Genomic DNA, 22,650 nt, shown 5'->3' with positions numbered 1-22,650 from the left:
GCGCCCTGCACCAGCAGCGGGCGACGAGGCCGGCCGGACGGCCACGCGGCCCCTGGCCAACTAGACTTGGTGGCGTCGTCGGGACGAGGAGGGCGTGATGGCCGAGCAGCCGGTACCGGTGCCGCCGCGCGCCGCGGGCGAGGCCGTGACGCCCGCGCCAGCGCCCGTGCCCGACGCCTCGCCCCGACCGGCGCCCGAGACGCCCGGCACGGGGTCCCGTGTCCGCTCGCGCCTGGTGCGCTTCGGCAGCCGGACGCCGGCGGGCTCGCCCGCGCTCGAGCCGCTCATGCTCGCGGTCCGCGCCAACCATCCCAAGGCCGACCTCAGCGTGCTCGACCGCGCCTACGCGGTCGCGGAGCGGGCCCACCGGGGCCAGGTGCGGCGCAGCGGCGACCCGTACATCACCCATCCCGTCGCCGTCGCCACGATCCTCGCGGACCTCGGGATGACGCCGTCGACCCTCGCGGCGGCCCTGCTCCACGACACGGTCGAGGACACCGAGTACTCGCTCGACGACCTGCGCTCCGACTTCGGTCCGGAGATCGCGATGCTGGTCGACGGGGTGACCAAGCTCGACAAGGTCGTCTACGGCGACGCCGCGCAGGCGGAGACCGTGCGCAAGATGGTCGTCGCGATGTCGCGCGACATCCGGGTGCTCGTCATCAAGCTCGCGGACCGGCTGCACAACGCCCGGACCTGGCGCTTCGTGCCGGCGGCGTCGGCCGAGCGCAAGGCGCGCGAGACGCTCGAGATCTACGCGCCCCTGGCGCACCGGCTCGGCATGAACACGATCAAGTGGGAGCTCGAGGACCTCTCGTTCGCGACGCTCTACCCGAAGGTGTACGAGGAGATCGTCCACCTGGTCGCCGAGCGGGCCCCGGCTCGCGACGAGTACCTGTCGGTCGTGCGCGAGCAGGTCACGGCCGACCTGCGCGCGGTGAAGATCAAGTCGACGGTGACCGGCCGGCCCAAGCACTACTACTCGATCTACCAGAAGATGATCGTGCGGGGCCGCGACTTCGCCGACATCTACGACCTGGTGGGCGTGCGCGTCCTGGTCGACTCGGTCCGCGACTGCTACGCGGCGCTGGGTGCGCTGCACGCGCGGTGGAACCCGGTGCCGGGCCGGTTCAAGGACTACATCGCGATGCCCAAGTTCAACATGTACCAGTCGCTGCACACGACGGTCATCGGGCCCGGTGGCAAGCCGGTCGAGATCCAGATCCGGACGCACGAGATGCACCGTCGCGCCGAGTACGGCGTCGCGGCCCACTGGAAGTACAAGGAGATCGCGAAGCAGTCCGGCGGCGCGGTCGACGCGGCGAGCGACATGGCCTGGCTGCGCCAGCTCGTGGACTGGCAGCGCGAGACCGCCGACCCGACCGAGTTCCTCGACTCGCTCCGGTTCGAGATCCGGGGCCAGGAGGTCTTCGTCTTCACGCCCAAGGGCGACGTCATCGCGCTGCCCGCGGGGTCCACACCGGTCGACTTCGCCTACGCGGTCCACACGGAGGTCGGCCACCGCACCATGGGCGCGCGGGTGAACGGGCGCCTGGTGCCGCTGGACTCGACGCTCGACAACGGCGACGTCGTGGACGTCCTGACGTCCAAGTCCGAGACGGCCGGTCCCAGCCGGGACTGGATGACCTTCGTCAAGAGCCCGCGTGCCCGCAACAAGATCCGCCAGTGGTTCTCCAAGGAGCGCCGCGAGGAGGCGATCGAGCACGGCAAGGACGCGATCGCCAAGGCGATGCGCAAGCAGAACCTGCCGATCCAGCGGCTGCTCACGCACGAGGCGCTCGTGACGCTCGCGAACGAGATGCGCTTCGCCGACGTGTCGTCGCTGTACGCGGCGATCGGCGAGGGCCAGGCGTCCGCCGTGACCGTGGTGCACCGCCTGGTGCAGTCCATGGGCGGCGAGTCCGGGACCGAGGAGGACCTCGCCGAGGCGACCCGCCCGGGCAGCCAGCGTCGCCCGCGCTCGGGGGACGCCGGCGTCGTGGTCAAGGGCGTCAGCGACATCTGGGTCAAGCTCGCCAAGTGCTGCACGCCGGTCCCGGGCGACGAGATCGTGGGCTTCGTCACGCGCGGTGCCGGCGTGAGCGTCCACCGCACCGACTGCCTCAACGTGGAAGGGCTGCGCAACCAGCCCGAGCGCATCGTCGAGGTCGAGTGGGACACGGGGACGGGCACGCTGTTCCTCGTGCAGATCCAGGTCGAGGCCCTCGACCGGTCACGGCTGCTGTCCGACGTCACGCGGGTCCTGTCGGACCACCACGTCAACATCCTCTCGGCGACGGTCTCGACGTCGCGGGACCGCGTCGCGCTCTCGCGCTTCGTGTTCGAGATGGCCGAGCCGGCGCACCTCAGCTCCGTGCTGGCCGCCGTGCGCAAGGTCGACGGCGTCTTCGACGTCTACCGGCTCACGGGCTCGCGCGCCGCCGAGCTGCCGGCGCGCGGCTAGGTCGCAGCGCGACCCTCAGGTTCTCGCCCACGGCGGCTGCCGAGGGGGACCGGGACGGATCGTCCTCGGCCCCCCTCGGCGCCGCGGGTCAGCGGGAGTCGGCCGCCGCGCGCTCGACCTGCTCGAGCCACGCGCGCCGCGCGTCGAGCGCCGCACGGGCGTCGGCGACCTTGCGCGTGTCGCCCGCGGCCTCGGCCTTCGCGAGGTCGGCCTCGAGCCCGGCGATCGCGGCCTGGAGCTGCGCCAGGGCGCCCTCGGCACGCGCGCGCGTCTCGGGGTTGCTGCGCTGCCACTGGGCGTTCTCCGCCTCGCGCACCGCCTGCTCGACGGCGCGCAGGCGGCCCTCGACGCGCTGGACGTCGTTGCGGGGAACCTTGCCGGCCTGCTCCCACCGCTCCTGGATGTCGCGGAGCGCCGCACGCGCCGCGGGCAGGTCGCGGACCGGGACCAGGCGCTCGGCCTCCTCGAGCAGGGCGAGCTTCACCTGGAGGTTGGCGCCGAACTCGGCGTCGATCTCCTTCTGGGAGGCGTCACGCGCGGCGAAGAACTGGTCCTGCGCCGCGCGGAAGCGGGCCCACAGGGCGTCGTCGTCCTTGCGGTTGGCCCGGCCGGCGGCCTTCCAGCGCGCCATGAGGTCGCGGTAGGCGGCCGACGTCGCGCCCCAGTCGGTGCTCGTGGCGAGGGCCTCGGCCTCCGCGACGAGCGCCGCCTTCTCGGACTTGGCGGCCGAGTTGTGCTTCTCGAGCTCGGCGAAGAACCGGCGTCGCTCCCGGTCGAACGTCGACCGCGCGTGGCTGAAACGCTTCCAGAGCGCGTCCTCGGTGGCCCGGTCGATCCGCGGACCGTGCCGCTGGGCGTCCTTCCACTCGTCGAGGAGCGCGCGGAGCTGCTCGCCCGCGGGGCGCCACTGGATCCGCTCGGGGTCCGTGCCCGCGATCTTCTCCGCGGCCTCCACGAGGGCGGTGCGCGACTCGATCGCGGCCTGCTTCGCGGCGGCGCGCTGGGCGTCCGCCTCGGCCCGGCGCTCGGCCGCGACGCCACGCAGCGCCTCGAGCCGACGGCGCAGGCCGTCCAGGTCGCCCACGGCGGCCGGCTCGGCGAGCTCGGCGGTGAGGTGGTCCAGCGTGGACTCGATCTCCTTGACGGCGAGGTCGGCGGTCGCCATCCGGGTCTCCAGCAGGAGCACCTTGGCGTGCAGGTCCGCGAACCGGCGCACGTAGAACGCCAGTGCGTCCGCCTGGTCGGCGCCGGGGTACTGGCCCACGACCCGCTCGCCGGACTCCTCGCGCACGTACACCGTGCCGTCCTCGTCGACGCGACCCCAGCGCGCCGCCTCCTGGGCCTCCGCCGCGCTCAGCGCCGCCGGGACCGGGACGACCGGCGCCTGCGGTGCGGCGTCGCCGGACGGCGTCGGGCGCGCGGCGACGGGCGGGCGGGGGAGCGGGCGCGGGACGGGCCGCGGGGTCGGGCGCGGCGCGGCCGGTGCTTCCTGGGCGGCCGCAGGGGCCTGCGCGGGCGCGGCCGCCTCGACGGGCGCGGGCTCCTCGGAGGGCTCCGCGACAGGCGCGTCCGGCTCCGCGGCAGGCGCGTCCGGCTCCGCGGCAGGCGCGTCCGGCTCCGCGACAGCCGCGTCGTCAGGCGCGGTGTCCTGGGCGAGCGGGGTCTCCGTGTCGGTGCCGGCGACGCCGGTCGTCTCCGTCTCGGTGACCTCGGCGGCCTCCGTGACCTCGGCGGCCTCGGTGGCCTCCGTGACCTCGGTGGTCTCCGTGGCCTCGGTGGTCTCCGCCACCACCTCGACGGGCGTCTCGGCCACCTGCTGCGTCTCGGTCTGCGACTCGACCGGAGCCTGCGGCTCGGTGGTCGTCTCCGGGGTGCCCTCGGGGCGCTCCTGCTCGGTCACTGGACCTCAACTCCTTCGATGGTGACCTCGGTCGCCGGTGTCTGACCGGTTCCCTCGGCGATGCCGGCATCGGCGACGGACTGCAGCACGTCCATGCCCTCGGTGATCCGTCCGAGCACGGTGTACCCGCCCACGCTGTCCGCGGGGATGGTCGAGTCCTCGTGCACGAGGAAGAACTGGCTCCCCATGCTGTCGGGTTCGCCCGTCCTCGCCATGGCCACCGTACCGGCCGGGTAGACATCGTCGGCGGGGGCGTTCTCCACCGGACCGAAGCGGTACGCGGGCCCGCCCGTGCCGTCACCGTTCGGGTCGCCGCACTGCAGGACGGCGATCCCGGCGCTCTCGGTGGTCGTCAGGCGGTGGCAGGTGGTGCCGTCGAAGAACCCCTCGCGCGCCAGCGTGACGAACGAGGCGACGGCCTGCGGCGCCGCGGCGCCGTCGAGCTCGAGCACCAGGTCCCCGGCCGTCGTGGTCAGCCGGCCGGTCCACGTGCGGTTCTCCGCGAGCGCCGGGTCCGGCGGGGCCGCCGCGGGATCGTCGGCCGTCGTCGGCTCCGGGGTGGTCGTCGGCTCGGCGGTGGGCGTCGGGCTCGTGCCCGTCCTGCTCGAGTCGTCCGCGCTCTGGCTGTTCCAGACGACGAGCGCGACGAGGGCGACGAGGGCCACGGCGCCCAGCACCGCACCCGTGATGATGCGCCGACGGCGACGCTGCGCCTGGAGCTCGGCCTGCCGGGCGAGCCACTTCTCGTGGCGTCGTCGGGCGTACTCCCGCTCGCGCTTGCTCGGCGCCACCACCACTCCCGTCTCTCGCGCGCGGGGGCCCGCACGAGCGGCCCGGGGACCGAGCCGCATGATCACCCGCGCGTCGTCGGGCCGCGGACAGTCTAGGCAGCAGGGGAGCGCCTCAGCCCGGCGGACGGGGCCCCGCACGTCACGGTCCGGTCTCGGTCCGTGGCTAGGCTCGAGGACGTGATCCTGCGGACCCTCGTCGCCCCCCTGCTGGGCGCCTGCTGCCACGTGCTCGTCGACGACGACCGCTGCGTGGTCGTCGACCCGGGAGCGGGCGTCGCCGACGACGTCGTCGCGCTCGTCGAGCGGGAGGGCTGGCGGCCCGCGGGCGTGCTCCTGACCCACGGTCACGTCGATCACACGTGGGACGCGGCGCAGCTGGGGGAGCGCCTCGGCGTCGCGGTGCACGTGCACGTCGAGGACGCGTACCGCCTCGAGGACCCGTTCGGGTCCCTGGGACCGCTCGGTGACCAGCTCGCAGCCTTGGCCGGCGGCGCGCCGCCGGCGCCGCGCGACGTCGTGACCTTCGCCGCCGACCCGGGCGAGCCGGTGCCGCTCGTCGTCGGCCGCGGCGACGCCGCCGTGGAGCTCCGAGCGCTGCACAGCCCCGGTCACACGCAGGGATCGACCGTCTACCTCGTGACCGGTGACGACGGGGTCCCGGCTGCCCTGACCGGCGACGTCCTCTTCGCGGGGACGATGGGTCGCACCGACCTGCCCGGAGGCGACGGCGACGCCATGGCGCGCACCCTGAGCCGGCTCGCCCGCCTCGACCCGGCGACGGTCATCCACCCCGGGCACGGCGGGACGTCGACCATCGCGGTGGAGCTGGCGACCAACCCGTACCTGCGCGCGACCTAGGATCGGGCACCATGGCCCGTCCCACACCCCTGTCCGGTTTCCCCGAGTGGCTCCCCGCGGAGCGCCTGGTCGAGCAGCACGTGCTCGACGTCCTGCGGCGCACGTTCGAGCTCCACGGGTTCGCCGGCATCGAGACCCGCGCGGTCGAGCCGCTCGACCAGCTCCTGCGCAAGGGCGAGACCTCCAAGGAGGTCTACACGCTGCACCGGCTCCAGGAGGACCCGGCCGCCGGCGGCGAGGGCGCGGGCCTGGGACTGCACTTCGACCTCACGGTGCCCTTCGCGCGGTACGTGCTCGAGAACGCCGGGAAGCTCGCCTTCCCCTTCCGCCGCTACCAGATCCAGAAGGTCTGGCGCGGCGAGCGCCCGCAGGAGGGGCGCTTCCGCGAGTTCACGCAGGCGGACATCGACGTCGTCGGCCAGGGCGAGCTGCCCTATCACCTGGAGGTGGAGCTCCCGCTGGTCATCGCGGAGGCGTTCGCCGCGCTGCGCGACGTCGGCGTGCCGCCCGTGCGGATCCTCGTCAACAACCGCCGGGTCATGGAGGGCTTCGCGCTCGGCCTGGGCCTCGCGGACGTGGAGCCGGTGCTCCGCTCGCTCGACAAGCTCGACAAGATCGGCGCCGACGCCGTCGCGACGCTCCTGCGCGACCAGGCGGGTGCCGACGACGCCCAGGCGGCCGCGATGCTCGAGCTCGCCGCGGTGCGCGGTGAGGACGAGTCGGTGGTGCAGGACGTGCGAGGGCTCGCCGAGCGCCACGGTGCCGGGGGAGAGCTGCTCGACCAAGGGCTCGCCGAGCTCGGCGCCCTCATGGCCTCGGCGGCGCGGCGCGCGCGCGGCGTGATCGTCGCCGACCTCAAGATCGCCCGCGGCCTGGACTACTACACCGGGTCCGTCTACGAGACCGTGCTGGTGGGGCACGAGGACCTGGGGTCGATCTGCTCGGGCGGTCGCTACGACGCGCTCGCGTCCGACGGCGCGAACACCTACCCGGGTGTCGGCCTGTCGGTCGGCGTCTCGCGGCTGGTCTCGCGCCTGCTCGCGGGCGGCCTCGTCCGTGCCACGCGGTCGGTGCCGAGCGCGGTGCTCGTCGCGGTCACCTCCGAGGAGACGCGTGCGGCGAGCGACGCGGTCGCGGTCGCGCTGCGGGCCCGCGGCATCCCGGTCGAGGTGGCGCCCGCGGCCGCGAAGTTCGGCAAGCAGATCCGGCACGCGGACCGGCGGGGCATCCCGTTCGTCTGGTTCCCGGCCGACCCCTCCGCCGAGCCGCAGGCCGTCGACCAGGTCAAGGACATCCGCAGCGGCGAGCAGGTCGACGCCGACGCCGCCGTGTGGGCCCCGCCCGCCGAGGACCTGCTGCCGCGCGTCGCCGCCACGGAGTGACCGCTTGACGAGGCGGTCGAACGCGTGTTCGACTGCCTCGCATGAGGTGGGACGGCCAGCGGATCGGCGCCGACGACGGCGCGCTCCCTGACCTCGCGCGCCCGGACCTGGCCCTCCAGGGCCTCGTCCGCAGCGTGCGGACGCCGGACTTCGCCGGGGTGACGTTCCACGAGGTGGCGGCCAGGAGCGCGCTCAACAAGGTGCCTGCGGCGTCGTCCATGCCCTTCCGCTGGACGATCAACCCGATGCGCGGATGCCTCCATGCGTGTGTGTACTGCTTCGCCCGGCCCACGCACGAGTACCTCGACCTCGACGCGGGGCGGGACTTCGAGACGCAGATCGTCGTCAAGACCAACGTCGTCGAGGTCCTGCGCGCGGAGCTGGCGCGGCCGTCGTGGCGCCGGGAGCACGTCGCGCTCGGGACCAACACCGACCCGTACCAGCGGGCCGAGGGCCGCTACCGGCTGATGCCGGGGATCATCGACGCGCTGGCGTCGTCCGGTACGCCGTTCTCGATCCTCACCAAGGGCACGCTCCTCAAACGGGACATCCCCCTGCTCGCCGAGGCCCAGCGCCGCGTGCCGGTCGGCATGGCGATCTCGCTCGCGGTGCTCGACTCCGGGCTCCAGCAGTCCGTGGAGCCGGGCACCCCGACGCCCCGAGCGCGCCTCGACCTGATCCGTGCGCTGCGCGACGCCGGCCTGCCGTGCGGCGTCCTCGTCGCGCCGGTCATGCCCTGGCTCACGGACTCCGTCGAGCACCTCGACGCGCTCCTCACCGAGCTCGCGGCCGCGGGCGCCACCGGCGTCACGGCGCTGCCGCTGCACCTGCGCGGGTCGGTCAAGCCGTGGTTCCTGCGCTGGCTCGCGTCCGAGCGGCCGGACCTCGTGGGTCGCTACCGCAGGCTCTACGGATCGGGCGCGTACGTCTCCGCCGAGTACAAGGACTGGCTGCACGCGCGACTGCGGCCGCTGCTGGAGCGCCACGGCTTCGCGACGTCGGACCACCGGGCCGCCGACGGTGCCGTGCGAGCAGAGGAGGGCTCGTACCCGCTCGGGAGCATGGCGGGCTGGGACGCGGACCGCGCCCCGGCCGCGCTCGACGTCGGGCCCATGCAGCCGGCGCTCTTCTGAGGCGCGGTCAGCCCTGCTCGTCCGGCAGGGGCGCTGTGTCCTCCTCCGGCTCGAAGCTGGACGGCTCGCCCAGGCCGATGGCCACGCCCTCGTCGCCCATGCCCGCCGTGTCGGCCGACGCGCCGTCCCCGTGCGCGGCGGCGACCTCGTCGGCCCCGCCCGGCTCGCTCGTCGCGTCGTGTCCCGTGCTCGTGTGCTCGCTCATCTCCCCATGGTGCGTCCGGCCCGCGAACCGCGCGCGTCCTGGGGGCGAACCGTCCGCGGGTGTCAGGACTGCGCGAGCCGCGCCGGGAAGCCGCCGGTGGCGACGGGGCCCCACCGCTCGATCGTGACCCGGATGATCGACTTGCCCTGGTCGACCATCGCCCGGCGGTACTCGTCCCAGTCCGGGTGCTCGCCCGCGATGTTGCGGTAGTACTCGACGAGCGGTTCGACGGAGTCCGGCAGGTCGAGCACCTCGGCGGTGCCGTCGACCTGGACCCACGGGTCCCAGTCGTCCGAGACCACACACAGGCTCACGGCGGGGTCCCGGCGGGCGTTGACCGCCTTCGCGCGGTCCGGGTAGGTCGAGACGACCACGCGCCCGGCGTCGTCCACGCCGCAGGTGACGGGTGACATCTGCGGGCTGCCGTCGCGCCGGCGGGTGAGCAGGACGGCGTGGTGGCGCGGGCGCAGGAACTCGAGCAGCTGCTCGCGGTCGACGCGGTCGGCGGTGGCGATGCGGCGGGCCATGGGTTCCTCCTGGTGACGTGGGGCGAGCGCCAGTCTGCCGCGTGGCCCGCCACTAGACTCGTCGGGGCCCGACGACGTCGGCCCACGCGCACCACCCGTACCGCAGAACCCGTCTGGAAGGACGACCGTGCTCCGCACCCACACCGCCGGCTCCCTGCGAGCCGAGCACATCGGTCAGACCGTCACGCTCACGGGCTGGGTCGACCGGCGGCGCGACCACGGTGGCGTGGCCTTCATCGACCTGCGCGACGCCTCGGGCATCGCCCAGGTCGTGATCCGAGACGAGGCCGTCGCGCACGGTCTGCGCAACGAGTACGTGCTCCAGGTGACCGGCGAGGTCGGCCGCCGCCCGGAGGGCAACGAGAACACGAACCTCGCGACCGGCGAGGTCGAGGTGACGGCCGCCGAGGTCGTCGTCCTGAACGAGTCGGCGCCCCTGCCGTTCCAGGTCTCCTCTGCGCTCGACGAGACGGTCGGCGAGGAGGCGCGCCTGAAGTACCGCTACCTCGACCTGCGCCGCCCGGCGCCGGCCCGCGCGCTGCGGCTGCGCGCCCAGGCCAACGCGGCGGCGCGCCGCGTCCTGGACGCCCAGGACTTCGTGGAGATCGAGACGCCCACCCTCACGCGCTCGACGCCCGAGGGTGCGCGCGACTTCGTCGTCCCCGCCCGGCTCTCGCCCGGCTCCTGGTACGCCCTGCCGCAGTCGCCGCAGCTGTTCAAGCAGCTGCTCATGGTCGCCGGCATGGAGCGCTACTACCAGATCGCCCGCTGCTACCGCGACGAGGACTTCCGCGCCGACCGCCAGCCGGAGTTCACCCAGCTCGACGTCGAGATGAGCTTCGTCGAGGAGGACGACGTCATCGCGCTGGCCGAGCAGGTGCTCGTCGCGCTGTGGGAGCTCATCGGGTACACGATCCCGACGCCGATCCCGCGCATGACCTTCGCCGACGCCATGGCGCGCTACGGCAGCGACAAGCCGGACCTGCGCTTCGGCCTCGAGCTGGTCGAGCTCACCGACTACTTCCGCGAGACGCCCTTCCGCGTGTTCCAGGCGCCGTACGTCGGCGCCGTCGTCATGCCCGGGGGCGGCTCGCAGCCCCGCCGCACGTTCGACGCGTGGCAGGAGTGGGCCAAGCAGCGCGGCGCCAAGGGCCTCGCCTACGTCACGGTGGGCGAGGACGGCGAGCTCGGCGGCCCGGTCGCCAAGAACCTGTCCGACGCCGAGCGTGCCGGTCTGGTGCAGGCCGTCGGCGCGAGCCCCGGCGACTGCGTCTTCTTCGCGGCCGGGAAGGTGTCCGAGGCGCGCGCGCTCCTCGGCGCGGCGCGCCTGGAGATCGGCCGTCGCGTCGGCCTCATCGACGACTCGCAGTGGTCGTTCGTGTGGGTCGTGGACGCGCCCCTGTTCAAGCCGACGGGCGAGGACGACGACGTCGCCGTCGGCGGTGGCTCGTGGACGGCGGTGCACCACGCCTTCACGTCCCCCACGCCGGACTGGATCGACCGGTTCGAGGAGGACCCGGGCAACGCGCTCGCCTACGCCTACGACATCGTCTGCAACGGGAACGAGATCGGTGGCGGCTCGATCCGTATCCACCGCCGGGACGTCCAGCAGCGCGTGTTCGAGGTCATGGGCATCGGCGAGCAGGAGGCGCAGGAGAAGTTCGGCTTCCTCCTCGACGCGTTCGCGTTCGGCGCGCCGCCGCACGGCGGCATCGCGTTCGGCTGGGACCGCATCCTCACGCTGCTCACCGGCTCGGAGTCCATCCGCGACGTCATCGCGTTCCCCAAGTCGGGCGGCGGCTACGACCCCCTGACGGGTGCCCCGGCACCCATCACGGCCGAGCAGCGCAAGGAGGCCGGCGTGGATGCGAAGCCCGAGGGCAAGGCGGCGGCGAACGCACCGGTGGGCGGACGTCCGTCCCCCGCCGGAGGCGGCCCGGCGGCGGAGGGCGCGCAGGGAGCGGGCGCCTGACCGGGGTCGGCGCCGACGCCTTCGGCCCCGCCTGGCGCCAGGACCGGATGCTCCTGGGCGACCGGGTGCGCTGGGCGACAGTCGAGGTCGAGACGTCACCCGACCCGCGCGACGCGGTGCTCGTCGCCGTCGTGCGCGAGCAGCGCACGACGCTCCTGGCCCGCGGCGACGCGCACGCGGCCCGCGAGCTGGTGCGCGACCGGGTCGCGCGGCGGTCCGCCGCCGGCGCGGACACGGCTGTCGGCTGGATGAGCCTGCCGCGCGGCGACGACGTCGACCCCGCGGTGCTGGACCGCCTGGGTCTCGCCCCGTTCTCGACCTGGGACTGGCTGGCGACCGAGGCGGAGCCGCCCCGCACGGACGCCGAGGACGTCGTCGCGCGCCTGGACCCGCGCGCCGACGACGCGGCGATCCGCGCGTGCCTCGCCGCAGCGAACCCCGGCACGACCGCCGACCCGCTCGGGCACGAGGAGGCCGCCTGGTACGGCGTGCGCGACGGCCACCGGCTGGTCGGCGTCGTCGGCGCGGCGCTGCGCGGCGGCCGGAACGACGACGACCACTCCTGGCACCTGCACGGGCTCGGGGTGCGGCCCGAGGCGCGGTCCCGGGGCCTGGGCGCCGCCCTCACGGCCGCGGTGACGCGCGCGGGCCTGCGCGAGGGCGCCACCTGGGTGTCCCTGGGCATGTTCGCCGACAACGACGTGGCCCGGCGCCTGTACGAGCGCCTGGGCTTCGTCACCGAGGCGGAGTTCGCGTCCTTCGGCCCGCTCGGTGCGCGCCGCCCACCGACCTGAGGCTCACCAGCGGCGCGGCGGCTCGATCTCGCCGCTGAACCCGCGGTGACGGGGGCGTCCGGCGTCCGTGGGACCGGACGCGTCGCTCGTGCCGGGCCGGGGGCCGCCCGAGCCGCGTGCGGTGGCGACCCGCCTCCACGCCCACACGGCGGCTGCCGCCAGGCCCGCGGTGACGAGCCCCGTCGACCACCACCGCATGGCGTCCAGGGGTTCCCCGCCGCGGAGGGCAGCGACGAGCATGGTGGTCGCGTGGAGCCCGGCCCAGAGCGTCAGGACGCCGGCCAGCAGCAGGCGGGCGCCGAAACGGGGTGGCGTCTCGGGCGTGGGCACGGGACTCCTCAGTGGGCGAGGTCGACGCGCTGCTGGAGGCGCCGCAGGGGACCGGGGGCCCACCAGTTGTACTTCCCGAGCAGCGTCATGGTGGCCGGGACGAGCAGCATCCGGACCAGGGTCGCGTCGATGAGCACGGCGACGGCGAGCGAGAAGCCCACCTCCTTGATCACCAGCAGCTCGCCGACCACGAAGCCGGCGAACACCACGATGATGATCAGCGCGGCGGACGTGATGATCCGGCCGGACCGCTGCAGCCCGAGGCGCACGGCGTCGTCGTTGGTGGCACCGCCGTCCCACAGCTCCTTGATCCGCGAGAGCAGGAACACCTCGTAGTCCATCGCGAGGCCGAAGCCGAACGCGATGACGAGCGCCACGACGTACGTCTCGATCCCGCCCGTCGGCGTGAACCGCAGCAGGTCGGCGAGGTGGCCGTCCTGGAACACCCACACGAGCACGCCGAGCGAGGCGAGCAGCGAGAGCGCATTGGTCAGCAGCGCCTTGAGCGGGATGACCAGCGACCCGGTCATGAGGAACAGCAGCACGAAGGTGGCCAGCACCACGATGCCGGCGGCCCACGGTGCGCGGTCGGCGAGGGCGCCGGTGAAGTCGATCTGGTTGGCCGCCTGCCCGGTGACCCAGACGGGGAAGGGCGCGTCGACGGCCCGCACCTCGTCGACGACGGCGCGGGCGACCGCTCCGCCGGCGTCGTCGGTGTCCGGGCGGACGCCCACGACCACGTAGGCGCCGGTCGGCGCCGGCGGGTCCACGGAGGCGACCTCGTCCAGCTCCGCGAGGCCCTCGGCCCACGCGGCGACCTCCTCGAGCGGGCCCTGGGCGACCACCACGACCGCGGGCGTCGCCGAGGCGGGGTAGTTCTCGCCGATCGTCTGGACGTACGCGCGCTGGTCGGAGTTGCGGGGGAGGAGCTCCACCGTGGAGTTGCGGAGCTCCATGTGCGCGGCCGGCGACGCGAGCAGCCCCAGGACCGCGATGCTCCCGACCAGCACGAGCCAGGGCCGGCGCTGCACCCACGCGGCGAGGCGTGAGAAGACGCCCTCCTCCGAGACGACGTCGCCCGTGCGCTCCAGGACGCGGCGCAGGCCGGGGACGCGGCTGATCAGGCCCGGGCGCACGAGCCGGCGCCCCGCGAGCACCAGCAGGGCGGGCACGAGGGTGAGGGCCGTCGAGACGGCCACGAGGATCACGGCGACGCCCGCCGAGCCGAAGGCGCGCAGGATCGCCGGCTCGAAGACGACCAGGCCGAGGATCGAGATCGCCACGGTGAGCGCCGAGAACGCCACGGTGCGCCCCGCCGTCTGCATGGTGCGGCGCAGGGCGGCCTCGACCGCGGGGTCGCCCCGCCCGCGGCGCCGGCGCCCGGTGGTGGGCTCGTCGAGGGCGGACAGCTCCTCGCGGAAGCGGGACACGATCAGCAGGCCGTAGTCGATGGAGAGCCCGAGGCCGAGCAGGGTCACGACGTTGACGACCGAGGAGTCCATGTCGAGCCAGTGCGACAGCCCGTAGACCGCGCCGAGGCCGCCGGCGATCGAGGCGATCGCGCCCGCCATGGGCATCGCGGCGGACAGGAAGCCGCCGAACACGAGCACCATGACCAGCAGCGCGATGGGCAGCGCCACGGCCTCGCCCGTCGCGAGGTCCTTCTCGACCTGCCCCGTGATCTCCTCGAAGATCAGGGACGTGCCGCCCACCTGCCCGGTGACGTCCGGGTCGACGTCGGCCAGGGCGCCGACGAGGCCCTCGAGCCGGTCCTGCACCTCGGCGAGCGCCGTGTCCTGGCGGGTCTCGCTCAGGTCGGGCTCGAGCTCGACGACGACGAGGAAGCCCTCGCCGTCGGCCGCGAGCAGCGGGGCGACGGCCGGGCTCTGCGGGCCCTCCGGGAGCATGTAGGGGTCGATCACGGCCCCGACCCCGTCGATCGCCAGCAGCTCCTCGCGTGCCGCGGCGAGCGGCTCGGCGACGTCGGGCGCGAGCGGGTCGATGCGTTCGACGGCGAGCGTCAGGCTCGGCCCCGTGGTGGCGGCGTCGGCGAGGATGTCGTCCGCCTGCGCGCTCTCGGAGCCCGGCACCTGCGGGGCGCCCGTCGACAGGCGCTCGAAGAGGTTCTGCCCGCCGACCCCGACGAGCGCGAGGGCGAAGCAGAGCACGGCGAGGACCGCCCAGACGACGATCGTGCGACGTGGGTGACGCGCGATGACGCGGCCGAGGGTGTCGAACACACGGCCAGCATCCCAGGCTCGCGCACCACCACGCACCGCGAGCCGCCGTGAGGTGCGTCCCGGCCCTGGCTGCGGCACGCCGGCACCGGTCGCGTGCGTAGGCTCCGGGCATGGACCTGTTCGACGCCACCACCTCCACGGGGCAGGGGCTCCCGGGCGTCAGCAGCAGCACACCGCTCGCCGTGCGGATGCGGCCGCGCGTGCTCGCCGAGGTGGCCGGCCAGCAGCACCTCCTCGCGCCCGGCTCCCCGCTGCGGCGCCTCGTCGAGCCCGCGGACGACGCCTCGCGCCGTGCCGCGCCGTCGTCGGTCGTGCTCTGGGGGCCGCCCGGGACGGGCAAGACGACGCTCGCCTACCTCGTCGCGGCGACGTCGGGCCGCCGGTTCGTCGAGCTCTCGGGCGTGACGTCCGGCGTCAAGGACGTGCGGGCAGTCGTCGAAGACGCCCGGCGGCGCCTCGCGACGGGCGGCGCCGAGACCGTCCTGTTCATCGACGAGGTGCACCGCTTCTCCACGACGCAGCAGGACGCGCTCCTGCCCAGCGTCGAGAACCGCTGGGTCACGCTGGTGGCGGCGACCACGGAGAACCCGAGCTTCTCGGTGAACTCGCCCCTGCTGTCGCGCTCGCTCCTGCTGACCCTGCGTCCCCTCACGACCGACGACGTCCGCACGCTGGTCCGGCGTGCGGTGGCGGACGAGCGCGGGCTCGGGGGGAGCGTGGAGCTGGCCGAGGACGCCGAGGAGCACCTCCTGCGGCTCGCGGGCGGCGACGCGCGCAAGGCGCTGACCATCCTCGAGGCGGCGGCCGGTGCGGCCCTCGAGGCGCACCGGGGCGGTGACGTCGCCGTCGTCGACCTCGCGACCGTCGAGAGCGCCATCGACGTCGCGGCGGTCCGCTACGACCGCGCCGGGGACCAGCACTACGACGTCATCAGCGCGTTCATCAAGTCGATGCGCGGCTCCGACGTCGACGCGGCACTGCACTACCTGGCGCGCATGGTCGTGGCGGGGGAGGACCCGCGGTTCATCGCGCGACGCATCGTCATCGCGGCGGCCGAGGAGGTCGGCATGGCGGACCCGTCGGCGCTGCAGACCGCCGTGGCCGCGGCGCAGGCCGTCGCGCTCATCGGCATGCCGGAGGCGCGGATCATCCTGGCGGAGGCCGTCGTGCACGTGGCGACGGCACCGAAGTCCAACGCGTCGTACAAGGCGATCGACGCCGCGATCGCCGACGTCCGGGCCGGCAAGGTCGGGACGGTGCCGCCCCACCTGCGCGACGCGCACTACGCCGGGGCGCAGAAGATCGGCCACGGTCAGGGCTACCGGTACGCCCACGACCAGCCGCACGCCGTGGCGGCCCAGCAGTACGCGCCCGACGAGCTCGACGGCGCCCGCTACTACGAGCCCACGGACCGGGGCTACGAGCGCGACGTCACGGCCCGCCTGGCCCGCATCCGCCAGATCCTCCACGACCGCTGACGCCCGCCCGTCCGGCCGCCCAGCCGGTTTTGGCACCGATCCGGGCGCCGACGCACCCGATTCGGTGCCAAAACGCATCCGCGGCGCGTCGGGCCGGCGGGTCCGGGACGCCGATCCGCGCCGCCGCCACCTCCGGCCACCTCCCGCCGGCCCCGCTGTGCGCGCCGCGTCGCCCACCCCCCGCAGGGCAGTTGTGGCACCGATCCAGCGCCGGCGCAGCCGGATCGGCGCCACAAGGCCGACGCGGCGGATGGGGGTGGGCGGGGCGGCTGGCCGGGTCCGCGGGGCGGCTGAGGCTGGGGCCGCCGGGCGGTGGCCCGGCGATTCAGCCGGTGCGGCGGGGTGGGTCAGCCGGTGCGGCGGGGTGGGTCAGCCGGTGCGGCGGGGTGGGTCAGCCGGGGCGGCGGGTGGCGAGGAGGGCGGCGATCTGGGCGACGACGTGCTGCGGCCGGTCGACGACGTCGTGCCAGGTGAAGCGCAGGACGGACCAACCGGCCGCGATGAGGCGGTTCTGCTTGTCGCGGTCCGCCTGGAACTCGGTGACGGCGTGATAGCGGAACCCGTCGACCTCGATGACGAGGCGCTCGGCGACGAAGGCGACGTCGGCGCGGCCGATGATCCCTGACGCGTCACGGATCGGGTGGTCCGCGCGCCAGCCCGTGAGTCCGTGACGGTCCAGGAGGCGGTGGAGCCGACGCTCCGCCGCGCTGAGCGCGCCCGCCCGGACGTCCTCGAGCGCCTGGCGGCGCTGCGTGTTGCCCCAGCGCCAGGGCCCGTCCCGCAGCGCCCGCTCGAGGACGCCGGCCGAGAGCAGCTGTCGCGTCGCCGCCCATGAGACGAGCCGCTCCGCGTCCGCCTGCGGCAGGCGCCCGACGCAGTCGAGCAGCGTGCGCGTCCGACCGGTGACAAGGGCCCCGTCCACCGACTCCACGTCGCCGCGACCGAGGGGGTAGCGGTGCGTCGCGATGCTGTGCCGGGAGGCGCGGCGACGTGGGACGAGGGCGTGGTCGACGACGTCGTCGGGTACCGGCAGGCCGTGGAAGCGGGCAGCGGTGCCCAGGCACGCGACCGCGTCGGGCCAGGTCAGGCCGATCGAGACCATCCGGCGCTCGGGCGTCGGTGCGGTGCCGCTCGCGGCGAACGCGTCGCCGCGGACGCGCACCCACTCGCCGGACGTGATCCGGCGCCGGACCTGGTCGGGCGTGGCCCCGGCCGCCCACGCCTGTCGCACCGTGAAGAGCCCGAGCTGGCGACGGGCGTCCGGAGGTGCCCAGCCCGGCGCGAGTCGTCCCATCGCCACACCGTGCCGCCCTGGACGCGACGACGGCGCGCGGGCCCCCGCCCGCTGTGGACAGCAACCCCTGTGGATGCGACCACCCGATCCGCCCCCCGCCGTCGCGGCCGCCGCCCCACCGCCGCCCCACCGCCCACCGCCGGTTATGGCACCGATCGGGGCGCCCGCGCACCGACATCGGTGCCAAAACCTGCGAAGGGTGGGTGGCGGGGGGCGTGGCGTGGTCGGGTCGGGCGTGGTCGGGTCGGGTGTGGTCGGGCGGCGTGGGCCGGCGTGGGGCGGCGAGGGTGGGCGGGGGACGGGGGTGCGGTAGTCTTGTCCGGTTGCCCGTCGCGGGCAGCCACCCTGGGGACCTCAGCCGCATCACGAAGGTTGGTCCCACACCCGCCGGAGACCGTCCGCTGCGGGATGTGCCACGACAACGACAGGAAGTACCACGTGTCCTCTGTGACCCGCGCGCGCCGCCAGGTGCGCCTCTCCCGGGCCCTCGGCCTGGCCCTGACCCCCAAGGCCGTCAAGCACTTCGAGAAGCGGCCCTACCCGCCCGGCGAGCACGGCCGCGCCCGTCGCCGCACCGAGTCGGACTACGCGGTGCGTCTGCGCGAGAAGCAGCGTCTGCGCGCCCAGTACGGCCTGCGCGAGAAGCAGATGGCCCGTGCGTTCGAGGACGCCCGCAAGACCCCCGGCCTGACCGGTGAGGCGCTGGTCGAGAACCTCGAGACCCGCCTCGACGCCCTGGTGCTCCGCTCCGGCTTCGCGCGGACGATCCTCCAGGCCCGCCAGGTCGTCGTGCACCGTCACGTGCTCGTCGACGGCAAGATCGTCGACCGCCCCTCCTTCCAGGTGAAGCCGGGCCAGACGCTCCAGATCAAGCCGCGCAGCCAGACGAGCGACCAGTTCCGCGTCGCCGCCGCCGGTGCCCACCGCGACGTCCTGCCGGCCGTCCCGGGCTACCTGGACGTCCAGCTCGAGAAGCTCTCGAGCCAGCTGACGCGCCGCCCCAAGCGCGCCGAGGTCCCCGTGACCTGCGAGGTCCAGCTGGTCGTCGAGTACTACTCGCGCTGACCGCACGCCGCACGAACGACGCCCCGTACCCCGGCAGCCGCCGGGTGCGGGGCGTCGTCGTTCGGCGGCCCGAAGGCCGGTAGTGTCGTCCCGGTCCCACGCCCCCCTCAGGAAGGACGCCCGCAATGTCTCTCGGTGACGTCGCCGGACTCATCGCCGCGATCGCCTTCGTCGGGCTCGTGGGCGTTCTCGCGGTGCCGCTCGTCAAGCTCGGCCGCACGTTCGACGCCGCCACGCAGTCGGTCAAGGACCTCACCGACCACACGGTGCCCGTCCTCGACGAGACGGCGACGACCGTCGCCTCCGCCAACGCGCAGCTCGGCAAGGTCGACACGATGACGACGTCGGCGGCCGAGATCAGCCAGAACGTCTCGGCCCTCACGGCGCTCGTCTCCGCCACCGTCGGCGGGCCGCTCATCAAGGTCGCGGCCTTCTCCTACGGCGTGCGCCAGGCGCTGTCGGACCTCACGGCCCGGTTCAAGTGATGCGCCGCCTCTTCTGGATCGGGGTGGGCGCTGCGGGCGCCGTCGTGCTCGTCGACCGGGCTCGCCGCGCCGCGCGGCGCTACACCCCGGCCGGCGTCGCCGAGCAGGTCGAGGAGGCCGGTCAGCGCGCCGGCTCCGCCGTCCAGGGTGCGCTGGCGACCTTCCGCTCCGCGTTCGAGACGCGTGAGCGTGACCTCGTCGCCACGCTCCTCGTCCAGCCCGAGGGGGGCGACGCAGGCGCCGTCCTCAAGCGACGCGACCGCCAGGGCGAGGGCTACCTCGCCGGCCCGCGCGACGTGCCGGCGGACCGCCCCCGGGGCCGCGTCGACGACGACGATCCCCTGTACGACTTCTAACCTGAGACGGGCGGCGCGTTCCCGCGCCGCCCACCGCCGGAGCCGACGACGTCGGCCGAACCACCCGGCCGGGCGCGTCCCGGCCACAGACGTGAGGACACCATGCGGACCGCCGAGATCCGACGCCGTTGGCTCGACTACTTCGAGCAGCGCGACCACGCCGTCGTGCCGAGCTCGTCGCTGATCTCGCCGGACCCGTCGACCCTGTTCGTCATCGCCGGCATGGTGCCGTTCATCCCGTACATGCTCGGGCAGCAGACCCCGCCGTGGCAGCGCGCGACGAGCGTGCAGAAGTGCGTGCGCACCCTCGACATCGAGGAGGTCGGCAAGACCACGCGCCACGGCACGTTCTTCCAGATGAACGGCAACTTCTCCTTCGGGGACTACTTCAAGGAGGGGGCGATCTCCTACGCGTGGGAGCTCGTCACCGGTTCGCAGTCCGACGGCTTCCTCGGCTTCGACCCCGACAAGATCTGGGTCACCGTCTACGAGGACGACGACGAGGCGGCCCAGCTCTGGCGCCGGATCGCCGGGCTGCCCGACGAGCGCATCCAGCGCCGCGGCAAGAAGGACAACTACTGGCACACGGGCCAGCCCGGCCCGGCCGGTCCGTGCTCCGAGATCTACGTCGACCGGGGCCCGCAGTACGGCGCCGACGGCGGTCCCGTGGTCGACGAGGACCGGTTCCTGGAGATCTGGAACCTCGTCTTCATGCAGTACGCGATCGACGGCGTCCGTGCCAAGGACGACTTCGACATCGTGGGCGACCTGACGCAGAAGAACATCGACACCGGCATGGGCCTCGAGCGCGTCGCCTACCTGCTCCAGGGCGTCGACAACCTCTACGAGATCGACGAGGTGCGCCCGGTCATCGACGCGGCGTCGGAGATCTCGGGTCGCCGCTACGGCGCCGAGCGGGACGACGACGTGCGCATGCGCGTCGTGGCCGACCACGTGCGCTCCGCGCTCATGCTCATCGGTGACGGCATCACGCCCTCGAACGAGGGCCGCGGCTACGTGCTGCGGCGCCTGCTTCGCCGCTCGGTGCGCGCGATGCGGCTGCTGGGCGTCGACGAGCCGTCGATGCCGGCGCTGCTGCCGACGTCGATGAACGCGATGAAGCTCTCCTACCCGGAGCTCGAGACGGACTTCGCCCGCATCTCCCGCATCGCGTACGCGGAGGAGGAGGCGTTCCGCCGCACCCTCGTCTCCGGCACGACGATCCTCGACACGGCCGTCGCGCAGGTGAAGAAGCAGGGCGGCACGCGCCTGGCCGGCGAGCAGGCGTTCGCGCTGCACGACACCTACGGGTTCCCGATCGACCTGACGCTCGAGATGGCGCAGGAGCAGGGGCTGACGGTCGACGAGCAGGGCTTCCGCGACCTCATGAAGGCCCAGCGGGACCGGGCGCGCGCCGACGCGAAGTCCAAGAAGGGCAGCGCGGCGACGACGACGGGCTACCGCGAGCTGCGCGAGGCGGGCGCCACCGAGTTCACCGGCTACACCGAGCTCACGACGCCCTCGACCGTGCGCGGCCTGCTGCGCGACGGCGCCGTCGTGCCGCGCGCGCAGGAGGGCGAGACGGTCGACGTCGTGCTCGAGCGCACGCCGTTCTACGCCGAGTCCGGCGGCCAGGAGTCCGACGCGGGCGTCATCACGGCGGACGGCGCGCGCCTCGAGGTGCTCGACGTGCAGCGCCCGATCAAGGGCCTCGTGGTGCACACGGTGCGTGTCGCCGAGGGCGAGGTCGGTCCGGGCACCGAGGTGCTCGCGCAGGTCGACCCCGAGTGGCGGCTGGGTGCGCGCCAGGCGCACTCCGGGACGCACGTCGTGCACGCCGCGCTGCGCGAGGTGCTCGGACCGGACGCGCTGCAGTCGGGCTCCTACAACAAGCCCGGCTACCTGCGCCTGGACTTCTCCTGGAACCAGGCGCTGTCGCCGTCGGCCCGCAGCGAGGTCGAGGAGGTCGCCAACCGCGCGATCCGCAAGGACCTCGGCGTGTCCTGGCAGTACATGACGCTGCCGGAGGCGAGGGCGTGGGGCGCGATCGCGCTCTTCGGCGAGACCTACGACGAGCAGGTGCGGGTCGTGGAGATCGGCGGCCCGTGGTCGCGCGAGCTCTGCGGCGGCACGCACGTCGACCACTCGAGCCAGATCGGCCTCATCGCGCTGACGAGCGAGTCGTCCGTCGGCTCGGGTGCGCGCCGCGTCGAGGCGCTCGTCGGCATCGAGGCGTTCCACCACCTGGCACAGGAGCGGGCGCTCGTGGCGGCCCTGACGGACACCCTGAAGGTGCGCCCCGAGGACCTGCCCGAGCGCGTCGCGGGCGTCGTGGCACGGCTGCGCGAGGCGGAGAAGGAGCTCGCCGCGCTGCGCCAGGGGCGCCTGCTCGCCGCGGCGGCGGGCCTCGCGGAGGGCGCCCGGACCGTGGGCGGGACGCGGGTGGCCGCGTACGACGCGGGCGACGTCGGCTCCGCCGACGACCTGCGGACCCTCGCGCTCGACGTGCGCGGACGGCTGGGGGAGGACCCGGCTGTCGTCGCCGTCGGTGGCGTCGCGAAGGGCCGCCCGGTCGTGCTCGTGGCGACCAACGCGGCGGCCCGCGCGGCCGGGCTGCGCGCCGGTGCGCTCGCCAAGGTCGCGGCGGGTGCGCTCGGCGGTGGCGGTGGCGGCAAGGACGACGTCGCGCAGGGCGGCGGGACCGATGCCGCCCGCCTGCCGCAGGCCCTCGCCGCCGTCGAGGCCGAGGTGGCGCGTGCCGCTGGGTGACGCCGGCGCGCCGGCGCCACTGCCGCGCGGCGCGCGCGTCGCGGTCGACGTCGGCTCGGTGCGGGTCGGCGTCGCCGCGAGCGACCCCGACGGGCTCATCGCGACGCCCGTGGAGACCGTCCCGCGCGACCAGTCCGGCACGTCGGACACCGCGCGGATCGCCGAGATCGTGTCCGAGCGTGGCGCTGCCGTGGTCTACGTGGGGCTGCCGCGTAGTCTCTCGGGGGGCGAGGGTTCGGCATCGGCCCTCGTTCGGACCTATTGTGTGGCGCTGGCGCACGCGGTCGCACCGGTTCCGGTGCGTCTCGTTGACGAGCGGCTCACCACGGTGACCGCCCATCAGGCGCTGCACGCGTCCGGCCGGTCCGGACGACGTCACCGGGCGGTCGTCGACCAGGCGGCCGCGGTGGTGATCTTGCAGGCGGCGCTCGATGCCGAGAAGGCATCCGGGCGTAGGGCGGGGGAGCAGGTCGGGTCCGCGTGAGCGGCCCGGGACGACGCAGGAGGGCGTCCGGCGACCCGGCCGGGGCCTACGGTCCGCACCACCCCCGAGGGCGGACCGGAACGAGGAGGACTGACGTGACGAGGCAGCTGGCGACGGTGCGAG

General features: G+C 74.4%; 19 protein-coding genes. 12 read left to right on the top strand and 7 right to left on the bottom strand.

Annotated features, from left to right (window positions below):
* The first annotated feature begins 97 nt into the window (after window positions 1-97).
* Complete coding sequence (locus tag H2O74_RS08585; RefSeq protein WP_182111212.1) at window positions 98-2,464, top strand: bifunctional (p)ppGpp synthetase/guanosine-3',5'-bis(diphosphate) 3'-pyrophosphohydrolase; 2,367 nt, start codon at window positions 98-100, stop codon at window positions 2,462-2,464.
* Window positions 2,465-2,552: 88 nt separating this feature from the next.
* Here H2O74_RS08585 and H2O74_RS08580 read toward each other — a convergent pair whose 3' ends face one another.
* A complete protein-coding gene (locus H2O74_RS08580; RefSeq protein WP_255491519.1) occupies window positions 2,553-4,364 on the bottom strand; it encodes a DUF349 domain-containing protein in 1,812 nt (603 codons plus the stop codon).
* The gene (locus tag H2O74_RS08575; RefSeq protein WP_255491518.1) at window positions 4,361-5,155 is read right to left on the bottom strand and encodes a peptidylprolyl isomerase; all 795 of its coding nucleotides are present in this window, start codon (window positions 5,153-5,155) and stop codon (window positions 4,361-4,363) included. Before H2O74_RS08575 ends, H2O74_RS08580 begins: the two co-directional genes overlap by 4 nt.
* A gap of 177 nt (window positions 5,156-5,332) precedes the next feature.
* Here H2O74_RS08575 and H2O74_RS08570 point away from each other — a divergent pair, with 177 nt between their 5' ends.
* Genes H2O74_RS08570 through H2O74_RS08560 form a run of 3 tightly spaced genes read left to right on the top strand, consistent with a single transcriptional unit; the run spans window position 5,333 to window position 8,528 of the window.
* Window positions 5,333-6,013, top strand: a complete 681-nt coding sequence (locus tag H2O74_RS08570) for an MBL fold metallo-hydrolase (protein ID WP_182111210.1) — start codon at window positions 5,333-5,335, stop codon at window positions 6,011-6,013.
* 11 nt (window positions 6,014-6,024) lie between these two features.
* Window positions 6,025-7,395, top strand: a complete 1,371-nt coding sequence (hisS, locus tag H2O74_RS08565; protein ID WP_182111209.1) for a histidine--tRNA ligase — start codon at window positions 6,025-6,027, stop codon at window positions 7,393-7,395.
* A 41-nt stretch (window positions 7,396-7,436) separates the two neighbouring features.
* On the top strand, window positions 7,437-8,528 hold the full coding sequence (locus tag H2O74_RS08560; protein ID WP_182111208.1) for an Rv2578c family radical SAM protein: 1,092 nt from the start codon (window positions 7,437-7,439) through the stop codon (window positions 8,526-8,528).
* A 7-nt stretch (window positions 8,529-8,535) separates the two neighbouring features.
* On the opposite strand, the gene H2O74_RS08555 is transcribed toward H2O74_RS08560, so the two are convergent.
* Both H2O74_RS08555 and H2O74_RS08550 read right to left on the bottom strand, forming a co-directional pair.
* Window positions 8,536-8,733 (bottom strand): hypothetical protein, encoded by a 198-nt coding sequence (locus H2O74_RS08555; protein ID WP_182111207.1) that lies wholly within the window; start codon window positions 8,731-8,733, stop codon window positions 8,536-8,538.
* 62 nt (window positions 8,734-8,795) lie between these two features.
* On the bottom strand, window positions 8,796-9,260 hold the full coding sequence (locus tag H2O74_RS08550; protein ID WP_182111206.1) for a PPOX class F420-dependent oxidoreductase: 465 nt from the start codon (window positions 9,258-9,260) through the stop codon (window positions 8,796-8,798).
* 127 nt (window positions 9,261-9,387) lie between these two features.
* Here H2O74_RS08550 and aspS point away from each other — a divergent pair, with 127 nt between their 5' ends.
* Together aspS and H2O74_RS08540 are read left to right on the top strand one after the other, a co-directional pair.
* Window positions 9,388-11,232 carry an aspartate--tRNA ligase gene (gene aspS, locus H2O74_RS08545; RefSeq protein ID WP_182111205.1) on the top strand — a complete coding sequence of 615 codons (1,845 nt, stop codon included), beginning with the start codon at window positions 9,388-9,390 and terminating at the stop codon, window positions 11,230-11,232.
* Window positions 11,233-11,279: 47 nt separating this feature from the next.
* Window positions 11,280-12,026: an N-acetyltransferase gene (locus H2O74_RS08540; RefSeq protein ID WP_182111204.1), complete on the top strand. Its 747-nt coding sequence runs from the start codon at window positions 11,280-11,282 to the stop codon at window positions 12,024-12,026.
* 3 nt (window positions 12,027-12,029) lie between these two features.
* On the opposite strand, the gene H2O74_RS08535 is transcribed toward H2O74_RS08540, so the two are convergent.
* Both H2O74_RS08535 and H2O74_RS08530 read right to left on the bottom strand, forming a co-directional pair.
* The gene (locus tag H2O74_RS08535; RefSeq protein ID WP_182111203.1) at window positions 12,030-12,356 is read right to left on the bottom strand and encodes a hypothetical protein; all 327 of its coding nucleotides are present in this window, start codon (window positions 12,354-12,356) and stop codon (window positions 12,030-12,032) included.
* An 8-nt stretch (window positions 12,357-12,364) separates the two neighbouring features.
* The gene (locus tag H2O74_RS08530; protein WP_182111202.1) at window positions 12,365-14,596 is read right to left on the bottom strand and encodes an MMPL family transporter; all 2,232 of its coding nucleotides are present in this window, start codon (window positions 14,594-14,596) and stop codon (window positions 12,365-12,367) included.
* 110 nt (window positions 14,597-14,706) lie between these two features.
* On the opposite strand from H2O74_RS08530, the gene H2O74_RS08525 reads away from it, so the two are divergent.
* The gene (locus tag H2O74_RS08525) at window positions 14,707-16,074 is read left to right on the top strand and encodes a replication-associated recombination protein A (RefSeq protein WP_182111201.1); all 1,368 of its coding nucleotides are present in this window, start codon (window positions 14,707-14,709) and stop codon (window positions 16,072-16,074) included.
* A gap of 391 nt (window positions 16,075-16,465) precedes the next feature.
* Here the strand turns inward: H2O74_RS08525 and H2O74_RS08520 are convergent, their stop codons facing one another.
* Entirely contained in the window at window positions 16,466-17,368 is a 903-nt protein-coding gene (locus tag H2O74_RS08520; protein ID WP_182111200.1) for a type IV toxin-antitoxin system AbiEi family antitoxin domain-containing protein, read from the bottom strand.
* A 438-nt stretch (window positions 17,369-17,806) separates the two neighbouring features.
* Between H2O74_RS08520 and rpsD the strand changes: the two genes are divergently transcribed.
* The 5 genes from rpsD to ruvX all read left to right on the top strand — a co-directional run bounded on the left by rpsD (window position 17,807) and on the right by ruvX (window position 22,527).
* Entirely contained in the window at window positions 17,807-18,433 is a 627-nt protein-coding gene (gene rpsD, locus H2O74_RS08515) for a 30S ribosomal protein S4 (RefSeq protein WP_182111199.1), read from the top strand.
* Window positions 18,434-18,558: 125 nt separating this feature from the next.
* Window positions 18,559-18,918, top strand: coding sequence for a DUF948 domain-containing protein (locus H2O74_RS08510; protein ID WP_182111198.1), 360 nt, complete (start codon window positions 18,559-18,561; stop codon window positions 18,916-18,918).
* Entirely contained in the window at window positions 18,918-19,274 is a 357-nt protein-coding gene (locus tag H2O74_RS08505) for a hypothetical protein (protein ID WP_182111197.1), read from the top strand. Before H2O74_RS08510 ends, H2O74_RS08505 begins: the two co-directional genes overlap by 1 nt.
* A gap of 102 nt (window positions 19,275-19,376) precedes the next feature.
* Window positions 19,377-22,043 (top strand): alanine--tRNA ligase, encoded by a 2,667-nt coding sequence (gene alaS / locus H2O74_RS08500; protein WP_182111196.1) that lies wholly within the window; start codon window positions 19,377-19,379, stop codon window positions 22,041-22,043.
* A complete protein-coding gene (gene ruvX, locus H2O74_RS08495; protein WP_255491517.1) occupies window positions 22,030-22,527 on the top strand; it encodes a Holliday junction resolvase RuvX in 498 nt (165 codons plus the stop codon). The genes alaS and ruvX overlap by 14 nt, the downstream gene beginning before the upstream one ends.
* Window positions 22,528-22,650 lie beyond the last annotated feature (123 nt).

The sequence above is a fragment of the Actinotalea sp. JY-7876 genome (assembly GCF_014042015.1).
Taxonomy (GTDB): domain Bacteria; phylum Actinomycetota; class Actinomycetes; order Actinomycetales; family Cellulomonadaceae; genus Actinotalea.
Note: the sequence above shows the minus strand (reverse complement) of the source record. Positions and strands in the feature narration are given on the sequence as shown.